Source organism: Chlorogloea sp. CCALA 695 (genome assembly GCF_003003885.1).
In the GTDB taxonomy this organism is placed as follows: Bacteria; Cyanobacteriota; Cyanobacteriia; order Cyanobacteriales; family Chroococcidiopsidaceae; genus Aliterella.
The window spans coordinates 112,169-124,210 of record NZ_PVWN01000007.1; the positions used below are offsets into that span (position 1 = coordinate 112,169).

Sequence of the window (12,042 nt, forward strand, 5' to 3'; positions counted from 1 at the left end):
TACCTAAGTTTCATCTATCACAATACTTAAAGCAACCTGATAAAGTTCTTGGCGAGAATGGGCTGTAACTTTTGCTAGTTGACGGCTGGCTTGCGACCTAGATACCTTTTGTAGCATGATTGCTTTCAACTCCGATTCAATTTCTATAGCCGAAAGGTAGGGTAAAGCTGTGGGTGTACCTGCTACAAGTAGGGTATATTCGCCTTGGGGTTCTTTGTTTTTTAATTGAGTCGCCGCTTCCTCTAAAGTTCCCCGCCAAAATTCTTCATACAATTTAGTCAATTCCCGCGCTAAAACGATTTTTCGTTCTATTCCTAATACTTTTGTCAAATCTTTGATTGTTTGTTGCAAGCGGTGAGGAGATTCGTAAATAATTATTGTCCGTGCTTCGGAGGCTAAAGAATCTAAGCGACTTATTCTTTCTTGTCCTTTTACGGGCAAAAACCCCTCAAATATAAACCTATCGGAGGGTAAACCACTGGCGCTAACGGCTGTAGTTACCGCACTAACTCCAGGAATGGGGACTACAGGGATATTGGCTTCAATGCAAGCAATTACTAATTCGTAGCCAGGATCGGAGATTCCGGGCATTCCAGCATCTGTTACTAAAGCGATCGCTTTTCCTGTAGTTAAATGCTCTAATATCTCAGGGTGGCGGCTGTGGCGGTTGTGGTCGTGGTAGCTAATTTGCGGCGCTTTTACTTGAAAATGATGCAATAATTTACCTGTATGGCGAGTGTCTTCGGCGGCAATTAAATCGACATTTTGCAAAACTCGCACGGCGCGATAGGTAATATCTTCTAGGTTGCCTATGGGTGTACCAACTATGTAAAGTGTTCCTGGTTGGGGTTCGGTAGGCATGGTTGTAAAATGAAGGGCGATCGCACGTATAGAGGATTATTTGTTGGCTTAGTAACTGTAGACTTTGTTTACTTAGCTACTTCTGCTCCTAAAAGCAACCAAAAAATTGTTGCTTCTGATTATACTGTTTCTGCTGGTGGCCCGGCGACCAATGCTGCCGCAACTTTTAGTTATTTAGGCAATGAAGCAAATTTATTAGGTGTAGTGGGGACTCATCCTACTACCGAACTTATTAAAGCAGATTTGGCAAATTGTCGGGTAAAACTGCACGATCTTGTACCTAATACAACGCAAGTACCCCCGGTATCTTCGGTTATTATCACTCAAGAGACGGGAGAAAGAGCGGTAGTTTCGATTAATGCGGTGAAAACTCAAGTATCTAACCATGCCTATACAGACATTTTGAGTAATATTGATATTGTGCTGATTGATGGGCATCAAAGGGAAGTGGGAAATGCGATCGCGCGGGAAGCTAAAATTAAAAACATTCCTGTAGTAATTGATGGCGGTAGTTGGAAGCAGGGATTTGAGGATATTTTACCTAGTGTTGATTACGCAATTTGCTCGGCTAATTTTCATCCCCCCAACTGTAATAATAGCGAACAAGTATTTGCTTATCTGTCTGCTTTTGGCATTTCTAATATTGCGATTACTCATGGCGAACAACCGATACAATACTTGAGTAACAATAAAATTTACACTATAGACGTTCCTACCGTTAAAATTATTGATAGTTTAGGTGCTGGTGATATTTTTCACGGAGCTTTTTGTCATTTTATATTGTTTAAAAGTTTTGTTGAGGCTTTAACCCAAGCGTCCCTAATTGCGGCGGCTTCTTGCCAAGCTTTCGGTACTCGGCGTTGGATGAATATTAAAGGATAAATAATGAAAGAACTATTAGATATTTTAGAACTTGCGCGTTCTATTGGTTGGGGTGCATCTTACATTTTACGCTCTTATTATCATGGCGAAATTAACGATGGTAACTTAGACATTCAAGATAAAAAAGATGGCCCAGTGACGGCGGCGGATATTGCTGTTAATCACTACATTTTAGATAGATTAAAAACTAATTTGGGCGAAGAAGATTTTGGGTATATTAGCGAAGAAACTTATAAATTGCATTCAAAGCAGTTGACGCAATCTTATGTATGGATTATCGATCCCTTGGATGGGACAAGAGATTTTATTGATAAAACTGGGGAATATGCAATTCATATTGCTTTAGTTAAAAACCATCGTCCAATACTCGCTGTAGTGGCTTATCCTGAAGCTGAAAAGTTGTATTATGCAACTCTTGGTAAGGGAGCTTTTGTAGAAACTATTGATGGAAAAATATCGCCTATAAAGGTTTCTGAACGTAACGTAGTTGAAAGTTTAGCTTTAGTTGTTAGCCGTACTCATAGAGATGAAAGATTAAATTATCTCCTGCAAACTTTGCCTTGTAAAGAGCGGAAATATGTAGGGAGTGTAGGTTGTAAAATTGCTAATATTATCGAGCAAAAAGCAGATATATATATTTCTCTTTCTGGGAAATCTGCGCCTAAAGACTGGGATATGGCAGCACCCGAACTAATATTAACCGAAGCTGGCGGACAATTTACTCATTTTAATGGTACGCCTCTAAAATACAATCAAGGTGATGTAAATCAATGGGGTGGTTTGCTTGCTAGTAATGGCAATTGTCATCAAGAGCTTTGCACTGAATCGGAGAAGATTTTAGCAGAATTTGATAGTAGAGATAATTAGGTTTTAGGTTGTAAAAATGTTTCTAGAGATCCCCCCCAACCCCCCCTTTTTTAAGGGGGGAGAATATTTTTAGAAAGGGAGAGTTAAATGATTGGCTATTGACGAATAAATTTCAAAATAGCCTTTTAAAGAAATAACTTCAAAGGACGAGTTAAAAATCTTTTGATTAATATGTAATAGTCTCACTCTTGTTTAAAAAGGGTGATAAGCAAGATATTCCCCCCCCTTTTTAAGGGGGGTTAGGGGGGATCTCTGAGGAGCGCAAGTTACCAATTAAACCTTTTAAAACGTCCTCTCAAACTAATTAAATTTCAGCTACGGCTCTCTCAATCAAACGACGCGCTAAAGTTTGAGTACCCGTATGTTCGTAATAATTGGTACTAACATCAATAAAGGCGGCTAGGTAATCTAACTTATCGTCAGCAATAGTTGCAAATTTCTGTAAGTTACCTACAACTTTTTGCGGTGTTAAATTGCGAGAAGTAACTAAGTTACTCATCCAACCTTTTACCGAGTCAAAACTTTGATTGATAAAGTTAAGTTTTCCAGCAGAATTACCACCAGGAATCTCGCTATTGATACCTTGGAAAGTAGCACTTTTTTCTAAATCTTGGGGGGTTGTGTGACTTAGATTAGATTGCACTTTAAGGATAAAATCTGGGCCCAAGGGGATTAAACCATCGACGCAAACTAAAGCAACCATCCGCATCAACGACTCGCCACTATAATCAGCTAAAGAGCTAACAAAATCGCCAATGCTATCGCCGGGAATACCGTTAATTTGACAAAAAGCAACTAATTCCGCCACTAATTTAAGCGTCAAATCTATTGTTTGAGCTTTGTCAGCTTTAGGAGTAAGTTTGTTTAAAAAACCTAAAAGCGGGATAGATTCACCAACTTTATTAGCTAAAGCGGCTGCACCTAGCGCTTTATCTGTGCTATCTACAGTTTGATAAAGCCACATTGCTCTTTGATAGCCTTGCGAACGATCATTGTATAAGAAAACTGCCCTTTCACCAATTTGTTGAATCAAACTTTCGTCAGTTTCACCTGTTACAGTCCGAATTGTATTTTCAAAACCGACTAAGTTATTCCATTGTCCTGGTACAACAAAGTCAAGACCTCGTAACATAGAAACAGTGAAGTTGCTTGTTGGTAGCTCATTAACCAACTCAAAAATAGCTTTGCTCACGATCGCTCTCCAATTTTTTACTAAATATTTGGGGTAGAAAAGATTTGTTTTTCCTTGTCGCCTAAAGTTTTTCTATCCCTCGAAGATTAAACTTTTTCAACCACGCTTGGCGATCGCTTTCAGTAAATGTCGCATCGCGGGAGGAGATTTTTACTTGGTAGCGATCGCCTACTAACAGCGCCGTACTATTTTTACCTTGAGTAACGGCGGGATAGCCACCAATTTTTAGACTGCTGTTTTGAAACTTAGCGCTAGGATTTGCAACACCAATAGTCCCTTGAGTATCGGAAATTGACAGCACAGCTACATCTTTACCGCCTTTTTTCAACTTAGCTTCAGCAAAGCCTTTTTTCTCTTGGGTATAAACTCGCTCAAAGCCTGCTTGAGTACCGGGAAAAAATCTATTAAAGCTGCTTCCTTGAGTTGCATCTTTAGCAACGGCTAAACCAGTTTTTTTCTGAGTGCTTTCTTGCTGTGCTTGGTCAAAACGTGTGGGTGCTGCGGTTGCACAAGCGGTTACTAGCAGCATTACCGAAACCAACAAAGCCGCTACAATTCTACGGGCATTACGAACTATCATTATTTGCCTCCTAAAGGCTTATTGGAGCGATTATTACCGTTACTTCGACAACAATTGTTTTAACTAACTTCTGTATGCAATTACAGCATAGAAAGGATCGCCTCCCCCCGCACCTAACCACTGGAGTAAATTAGGCGCGCTACTTTGACGGCTAACTACTTCTGGTGCGCTAAACCCTGGTACAGACTGGAAGTAACTTTTGACTAATTCTACGCGGCTAGTTTCCGATCCTTCTCGCCAAGCTTGAATTGCTTTGTCGTAAAACATCCGATTAGAAAAGCTAAATATCGCTACTCCCCCTGGTTTGAGAATCCGGTAAATTTCTGCAAAGACGGCTTCGGGGTACTGCAAATACTGCACAGAAACGCAGTTAAGTACCGCATCAAACTGATTATCAGTAAAAGGTACCTTGGGATCGGCGTTCAAATTCTGGACTACATAGCTATCTAAGCGGGGATTTTTTGCTAGTTCCTCGCCGTTAAGCCCGTGTCCTTCGACGCGCGCAAATTTCATTTCATTGGGTAAATGCGATACCCAACTGCTCATCATATCTAAAATCTGTGTATCGGGTTTTAAGCGCTTGCGGTACAAGTCGGTAAGTTGGCGAATAAAACCTTCGTCTACATGAGTTACCAGTCGCGGATAGACATAAAACTGGCGATCATCGGTATTGTCTAATTTGGTACGTTGATCCGGTCGCAGGGGCATTATTATGAGGTAACGATTAGCTTTACTCTTTCTAGTTTAGAAAAAATTACGAAATGTAAACTTATTCCGCTAGATTGAGTAAGGCTGACAAAAAAATTAGTTTCAAATAATCAGCACCCTAGTAACTTTGGAAATGCCTTCTACGCCTGTTGAGCAACCTATATGTCAGTGGCAGCAAGTTTTAGCTCCCTTTAACATGGGTTATCGAATTAAACTGCTGTCGCAGCTTTTGAGCCGTGCTTTTTCCGAACGATTAGAGCCTTTTGGTTTAACTCCTTTTCATTGGCTAGTATTGTGCTGTTTGTGGACAGAAGATGGGTTGCCAACTTCAAGTATTGGTGACAAGCTGCAACAAGTAGGTGGCACTTTAACTGGCGTACTAGATCGCATGGAAGAACGCCAGCTAATTCGCCGAGAAAGAGATCCGCGCGATCGCCGCATTTGGCGAATTTGGCTCACAGATGCAGGAAAAGAGCTAGAAGGGGTGTTACCCCCGATTGCTGTAGAGTTGCGCGAACAAGCTATGCAAGGTATTTCCACTGAAGATCGTGAAAAAATGTCCGATCTTATTGATCGCGCGATCGTTAATATGTCTTAGTTCTACCCCTAGATGTACTTATAGACTAGCCATTCGATAGGCACGTGATCGGTAATTTCTCTGTTGTAATAATATTACGTACGCGAGATAATAGCCTACATATAGTTTTTCGATTTAATATTACGTACACTAATTATTTTTGCAAGTTAAACCTTAAAACCTTTGGAGAAAAATGTTATGGAGAACGAGAATACATCCTTAAACGGCAAAAAGACAGCAGTTTTGACAAAAGAACTAGATAGTCCTGTGGAGGAGAGCGTCAAGATTAGGACAATTCAAATTTCGCCACCAGAAACCCCACAAATAGAGCAAAAAGCTCAAGTTCCACCAACTAAGGAAAAGGGAAAACGCAAACCTTTGATTTTGGCGGGTTTGGGTATTGCTGCGATCACCAGCAGTATATTTGGGTATAGGTATTGGCAGCACGCATCTACCCATCAGTCAACAGATAACGCTACGGTAACTGGGCATATTTACCAAGTAAGTACAAAAATCCCCGGTACAGTAGAGCAGGTTTTGGTCAGCGACAACCAGTTAGTTAAAAAAGGACAGCTACTCGTAAAGCTCGATCCTAGAGACTACCAAACAAAACAGTTGCAAGCCCAAGCGGCAATAGAAACGGCTCGTCGTCAAGCAGATACAGCCCAAGTAAGCATTGGTTTAGCATCGCAAAATGCGCAAGCCCAAACGGCTCAAGCGCAAGGAAATGTCAATAGCGCGAAGTCTTCTATTGCTTCAGCGCAAGCAGCAGTAAAGGAAGCCAATGCTGGGATTCCTGCCGCCCAAGCCCAAGTAGCGCAAGCACAGGCAAACTTGCAAAGGGCGCAAGCAGATTACAATCGCTATCAAGCTTTATTTAAGCAAGGTGCGATCGCACGTCAGCAGTTAGATACAGCTAGAGCCACCTATGAAGTAGCCAGAGCGCAAGTAACCTCTGCCCAGCAAGGAGTAGCCCAGGCACAAGCAAAACTAGCCCAAGCCCAAGAAGGCGTAACTAACGCACAAGCGCAGTTAGCAGAATCGAGAGGTAAGTTGCAACAAGCAACGGCTACGGGCGTACAAACTAACGTCAATAGAAGCCAGTACCAAGCTGCCAAAGCTGCGATCGCTCAATCGCAAGCAAGTCTCAAAGATGCTCAATTGCAGCTATCGTATATCAATATTACTGCCCCTAGTAGCGGCAGAATTGGGCGTAAATCTGTAGAAATTGGGCAAAGAGTCCAGCCAGGAACGCCGCTAATGTCGGTGGTGGGCAACGAGTATTGGATAGTTGCTAACTTTAAAGAAACCCAGTTAGAGAAAATGCAGCCCAAGGAGGCAGTAGAAATCAAACTAGATGCTTTCCCCGATCACACATTTTTAGGGCGGGTAGATAGCATCGCACCAGCCTCCGGCGCTCAATTTGCCTTACTCCCCCCAGATAACGCTACAGGTAACTTTACTAAAATTGTCCAGCGCGTTCCAGTCAAGATCATCCTTGATGCTCAAAGTATTAAAGGTTATGAATCGCGGATTACTCCGGGAATGTCTGCGGAAGTGGAAGTAACGACTAATTAGGAAAACAGGAAGTTTTATGCTCTTTGCAGTGCTAAACATTCCAGCAGATAGAGGCGATCGCCAGTCACGATTAGCAATCTATAGATGGAGTGGCAAGCATGACTAAAAAATCAATCAATTTTCCCATTGGCATCCCCGCCTTGAAGTCGCGCAATTATCAACTATTTTTTGCTGGACAAGGTATTTCCTTAATTGGCACTTGGATGACGCAAGTGGCAACTATTTGGCTCGTGTATCAATTAACTAATTCGGCACTGTTATTGGGAGTAGTTGGTTTTATCGGTCAAATTCCTAGCTTGTTTCTATCGCCTTTTGGGGGGGTACTGGTAGATCGCTGGAATACTCGGAAAATATTAGTTACGACTCAAGTATTGGCGATGATTCAGTCCTTGGCATTAGCTGTACTAGCACTGACACACACAATTAGTATTGGGCATATTATCTTTTTGAGTTTACTTCAAGGCGTAATTAATGCTTTGGATGCTCCAGCTAGGCAAACTTTTGTCCCAGAAATGATCGAACGCAAAGCAGATTTGGCAAGTGCGATCGCGCTTAATTCTTCGCTAGTAAATGGAGGGAGATTAGTTGACCCAGCGATCGCGGGGGTAATAATTGCCCGAGTCGGATCGGGCTACTGTTTTTTAATTGATGGACTTAGTTATATTGCCGTAATTGCAGCGCTACTAGCAATGAGGCTCAAGTCTAAACCTAAAACTACTCCTACGGGCAGCGCCATCGAGCGAGTAAAAGCAGGGTTTGTATATGCCTTTGGCTTTCCTCCCATCCGCGCGATTTTGCAACTATTAGCATTATTTAGTTTAGTTGCCATGCCCTATGTAACTTTGCTGCCAATTTTTGCAACCAAAATCTTAAAAGGTGATGCTCATACTTTGGGTTTTATTATGGCAGCATCCGGAATTGGTGCGTTGTTTGGTGGGGCGTATTTAAGCACTAGAAAAAGTGTAGTAGGACTTGGCAATGTCATCGCTTTAGCTCCGGCTGTTTCGGGAGTTGGGATTGTGGCTTTCGGCGTGTCTCGAACGCTCTGGTTTTCCTTACTAATGTGCTTTGTGATTGGCTTAGGTTCAATTTTGTTAATCTCCTCAAGCAATATACTTATTCAAACTCTGGTTGAAGATGACAAACGCGGTCGCGTCATGAGTATATTCACAATGTCATTTTTAGGGATAGTTCCTTTCGGGAATTTATTAGCGGGGATTTCAGCAGAGCGAATTGGGGCAACAAATACTTTGGTAGTAGGGGGGGCGCTTTGCATCGCTGCAACGATAATTTTTAGCCAGCAATTGCCTACCTTACGGCGGATAGTCCGCCCCGTTTATCAAAAAATAGGGCTTTTACCAAGTGCGGATGCTTAGAAAATACTTTGAGAGTATATCGATTGGTATTCACTTAATAATTTCAGGTACTAGCAATACACGTCTGTTTTAATCCTCTTAATTTCAATGGAAGTAAACTTGTGACTGATACAGGTGCAGTTAGACCAACCAAAAATACCATTCAATCGCCTCAAGTTCCCCTCAAAAGCTGGATTGCTGTAGGGGGAGCGATGCTAGGCGCATTTATGGCAGTGCTAGATATTCAAATTACTAATGCTTCGCTTAAAGACATTCAAGCAGCTTTGGGGGCAACCTTAGAAGAAGGTTCTTGGATTTCTACCGCTTACTTGGTGGCGGAAATTGTAGTAATTCCGTTAACTGGATGGTTGGCGCGGGTATTCTCTACCCGTTTGTATTTGCTAGCTAATGCGATCGCTTTTATCTTCTTTTCTGTTTGCTGTGCGTGGGCGTGGAATCTCCCTTCAATGATTGTTTTCCGTGCCTTGCAAGGCTTGGCGGGGGGCGTATTGATCCCCATGGCGTTAACCATACTTTTGACCACCTTACCCCCCGCCAAGCAGCCTATTGGGATGGCAATGTTTGCAATTACGGCGGTATTTGCTCCAGCGATTGGCCCTACTGTGGGAGGATGGTTGACAGAAAACTTTAGTTGGCACTACATTTTTTATCTCAATGTGATTCCGGGAATCATGCTGGTAAGCGCGGTTTGGTATGCTGTCAGTCCTCAACCCCAACAATTGCACCTGATTAAACAAGGTGATTGGCTTGGGATAGCTTCTATGGCGATTGGCTTGGGGTCGTTGCAAGTAGTTTTAGAAGAAGGAACTCGTAAAGATTGGTTTAGTTCGCCGTTAATTTTCCGGTTATCTATAATTGCCGCAATTTTCTTAACAGCGTTCTTTTGGATTGAACTTACTCGCAAGCAACCTTTTATTAATCTGCGTTTGTTAGCAAGGCGTAACTTTGGTTTAGCTAGTATTGTCAATGTCTCTTTGGGGATCGGGTTGTATGGCTCGGTGTATATTTTGCCCTTGTATTTAGCCCAAATACAGGGTTATAACCCGTTACAAATTGGTGAAGTAATTGCCTGGTTAGGATTGCCTCAATTACTAATTGTGCCTTTAGTGCCAAAGTTAATGCAGCGCCTTGATAGTCGATTATTAATTGCGATCGGTGTCAGTCTGTTTGCGGTTAGTTGTTTTATGAATTCAACTATGACGCACGATACAGGTATTGACGAATTAAAATGGTCGCAACTTGTACGAGCGCTCGGACAACCGTTGATTTTTGTACCTTTGACAACGATCGCTACCGCCGGAATTGAAAAAGAGCAGGCGGGTTCTGCTTCGGGTTTATTTAATATGATGCGTAACTTGGGTGGTTCAATTGGAATTGCGGCTTTAGCAACATTATTGACGAGGAGAGAGCAATTTCACTCTAATCGTTTAGGTGACTCGGTTTCGCTGTATGACCCAAATACTCAACAGCGCATCGAGCAGTTGAGTCAGTATTTTATTAGTCGCGGTGCAGATTTGAGTACAGCGCACGATCGCGCGATCGCAACTATCAGCAACCTTGTCCGCCGAGAAGCTTATATAATGGCTTTCAACGATTGTTTTTACTTTATTGGCTTTGCGTTGTTGTTGAGTGGGTTAGCCATTATTTTCTTTAAGAAAGCTAAGGCAACTGGCGGCGCGATCGCTCATTAATTTGCAGCGATTTGGTCAGTTTTTGCCGCCATAATAAAATCGTTGCGATGCAGTCCACAAATGGCGTGTGTCCACCAAGTTACAGTTACTTTTCCCCATTCAGTTAGTAAAGCGGGGTGATGTCCTTCAACTTCGGCGGCTTCACCGACTTTGTTTGTAAAGGCGATCGCGCTAACAAAATCAGGAAACGTATAAGTACGCTCTAAGCGCGGTTGTCCTTCAACTTCAATCATTTGCCAATCGGGAATTTGTGGCTTAAGTTCGGTTATATCTTGCTCAGTGACGCGGGGTGCATCTTTGTTACAAGCTGTACATTTTTGTTGGGTGAGATTTTCCATATTCATTACTTTAATAGTTTTTACAAGTTTAATTAATTTGCTGTCAATATTTGAAACCCTGCTTGGGAGAAATGATCCTCAAAAGTTAAAGCTTGATTTACTCCTCTCTCCCGCATCACTATAAAAGAGATACAATCAACCAAACCCCATTTTTTATCTGGATACTTATATAACTCCAAAGACTGAGTAAATAAATATGGAGTAATTTTGACAACTTCTACTTCATCTGAAGCCATACACTTTTCAATAAATTCAACTGCTTGTTGCTTATAATTTTTTGCTAGTGCGTTGCCTATTTCCAATAAAATTGCTTCTGTCATTAGCCAATGAGTCCCCTCAAATTTATCTGCTAAGTCTAAAGCTTTTTGGTGATATTGGTCTTTTTCGTTAAATAGTGCAAATATAAATCCTGTATCCACGAATATTTCACTCAATATTCTTTTCTCCTCACATATATTTCTCGTAATTAGTAGAGAAATCAGCAGGAGCATCAATTTTTATTTTTCTCATCTGCGACATAAAACTCTCTTTTTCGTCAGACTGTCCTAGCTTAGGTTTTTGCACATCTTGCTTAACTTGAGCTTTTTTTAGACAGGACAAGCATTTATTTAATTTGTCTATTTCCGATCTGAAAACTAAGCCATTAACCATACCAACTATTATGGGATAAAGCGCTACTAATGGTAATTTTAGTGAAATTAGAAATATATTATTAAAAGACTTAAACCCTTGTTCACCATAAAAATATATTACAATAAAAGTAATTAATATGGGAAATGATAATAATACATTGTAGATAACCTTTTCATTAATTTGTGTATTTCTAACTTGTTTTTCTATTTCTATTTCGTAAAGCTTTAATTTTTCTTCTGAAATAATAGTATTACGAAGTAATTTAACTGCTGCTTGCTCCATTATAAACTCGTCCCTTATTTTTTCAAAGGTTGTCTTTGTTTGATTTTTGGCACTTGACTTTGCCAACGAAATTAATCTCACAAGCTCTTTCAAAGTTGAACCGAAAGCAATAATAATTACTACTGCTTGCATTCCAACAAGAAACAATACTATATTAACTTTGTCTGCAATTATGATGAGAGGAGCTATGACTGAAAATACAATAATGAAAAAAATTATAGAGCGTTGATTTAATATTCTGTGAATTGGATTTGAGAAAAAATAGTTTTTTTCAGAAGATTCAGGATGAATAATCTTCAACAAAACATCTATAAATTGCCCGAAATCTTTTTTATATTGTTCTTCTTCATGTTTATCTAAAAATGAACTTACAGATTCTTCTAAATTAGATTTATTATTGTCAATTTCGTTTTCAGGCAAATGTGGATTGCTAATCATTTTTATAACTTGAATCCTAAAATAATCTAAGCTGTTAAT

General features: G+C 40.8%; 13 protein-coding genes. 6 read left to right on the top strand and 7 right to left on the bottom strand.

Annotation, left to right across the window (positions count from 1 at the left end):
• Positions 1 to 3: 3 nt before the first annotated feature.
• Complete coding sequence (gene rsmI, locus C7B70_RS06070) at positions 4 to 861, bottom strand: 16S rRNA (cytidine(1402)-2'-O)-methyltransferase (protein ID WP_106368165.1); 858 nt, start codon at positions 859 to 861, stop codon at positions 4 to 6.
• A gap of 9 nt (positions 862 to 870) precedes the next feature.
• Here rsmI and C7B70_RS06075 point away from each other — a divergent pair, with 9 nt between their 5' ends.
• On the top strand, positions 871 to 1,743 hold the full coding sequence (locus tag C7B70_RS06075) for a sugar kinase (protein ID WP_106368166.1): 873 nt from the start codon (positions 871 to 873) through the stop codon (positions 1,741 to 1,743).
• A 3-nt stretch (positions 1,744 to 1,746) separates the two neighbouring features.
• Positions 1,747 to 2,610 (top strand): 3'(2'),5'-bisphosphate nucleotidase CysQ, encoded by an 864-nt coding sequence (locus tag C7B70_RS06080; protein ID WP_106368167.1) that lies wholly within the window; start codon positions 1,747 to 1,749, stop codon positions 2,608 to 2,610.
• Between the two features lie 304 nt (positions 2,611 to 2,914).
• Here the strand turns inward: C7B70_RS06080 and C7B70_RS06085 are convergent, their stop codons facing one another.
• The 3 genes from C7B70_RS06085 to C7B70_RS06095 all read right to left on the bottom strand — a co-directional run bounded on the left by C7B70_RS06085 (position 2,915) and on the right by C7B70_RS06095 (position 5,090).
• Complete coding sequence (locus C7B70_RS06085) at positions 2,915 to 3,802, bottom strand: hypothetical protein (RefSeq protein ID WP_106368168.1); 888 nt, start codon at positions 3,800 to 3,802, stop codon at positions 2,915 to 2,917.
• Positions 3,803 to 3,863: 61 nt separating this feature from the next.
• Complete coding sequence (locus C7B70_RS06090; RefSeq protein WP_106368169.1) at positions 3,864 to 4,382, bottom strand: hypothetical protein; 519 nt, start codon at positions 4,380 to 4,382, stop codon at positions 3,864 to 3,866.
• A gap of 63 nt (positions 4,383 to 4,445) precedes the next feature.
• Positions 4,446 to 5,090, bottom strand: coding sequence for a class I SAM-dependent methyltransferase (locus tag C7B70_RS06095; RefSeq protein ID WP_106368170.1), 645 nt, complete (start codon positions 5,088 to 5,090; stop codon positions 4,446 to 4,448).
• A gap of 133 nt (positions 5,091 to 5,223) precedes the next feature.
• Here C7B70_RS06095 and C7B70_RS06100 point away from each other — a divergent pair, with 133 nt between their 5' ends.
• The 4 genes from C7B70_RS06100 (at position 5,224) to C7B70_RS06115 (ending at position 10,312) form a co-directional block, all read left to right on the top strand.
• The gene (locus tag C7B70_RS06100; RefSeq protein ID WP_106368171.1) at positions 5,224 to 5,688 is read left to right on the top strand and encodes a MarR family winged helix-turn-helix transcriptional regulator; all 465 of its coding nucleotides are present in this window, start codon (positions 5,224 to 5,226) and stop codon (positions 5,686 to 5,688) included.
• Positions 5,689 to 5,865: 177 nt separating this feature from the next.
• The gene (locus C7B70_RS06105; protein ID WP_106368172.1) at positions 5,866 to 7,245 is read left to right on the top strand and encodes an HlyD family secretion protein; all 1,380 of its coding nucleotides are present in this window, start codon (positions 5,866 to 5,868) and stop codon (positions 7,243 to 7,245) included.
• Between the two features lie 98 nt (positions 7,246 to 7,343).
• Entirely contained in the window at positions 7,344 to 8,621 is a 1,278-nt protein-coding gene (locus C7B70_RS06110) for an MFS transporter (protein WP_106368173.1), read from the top strand.
• 101 nt (positions 8,622 to 8,722) lie between these two features.
• Positions 8,723 to 10,312: a DHA2 family efflux MFS transporter permease subunit gene (locus C7B70_RS06115; protein WP_233220831.1), complete on the top strand. Its 1,590-nt coding sequence runs from the start codon at positions 8,723 to 8,725 to the stop codon at positions 10,310 to 10,312.
• Here C7B70_RS06115 and C7B70_RS06120 read toward each other — a convergent pair.
• From C7B70_RS06120 to C7B70_RS06130, 3 genes are read right to left on the bottom strand one after another with little or no spacing between them, the layout of a single operon-like run.
• Positions 10,309 to 10,650, bottom strand: a complete 342-nt coding sequence (locus tag C7B70_RS06120) for a 4a-hydroxytetrahydrobiopterin dehydratase (RefSeq protein WP_106368201.1) — start codon at positions 10,648 to 10,650, stop codon at positions 10,309 to 10,311. The genes C7B70_RS06115 and C7B70_RS06120 overlap by 4 nt on opposite strands.
• Positions 10,651 to 10,682: 32 nt before the next feature.
• Positions 10,683 to 11,069: a type II toxin-antitoxin system VapC family toxin gene (locus C7B70_RS06125; RefSeq protein ID WP_233220832.1), complete on the bottom strand. Its 387-nt coding sequence runs from the start codon at positions 11,067 to 11,069 to the stop codon at positions 10,683 to 10,685.
• Positions 11,070 to 11,097: 28 nt separating this feature from the next.
• On the bottom strand, positions 11,098 to 12,003 hold the full coding sequence (locus tag C7B70_RS06130) for a hypothetical protein (RefSeq protein WP_106368174.1): 906 nt from the start codon (positions 12,001 to 12,003) through the stop codon (positions 11,098 to 11,100).
• Positions 12,004 to 12,042 lie beyond the last annotated feature (39 nt).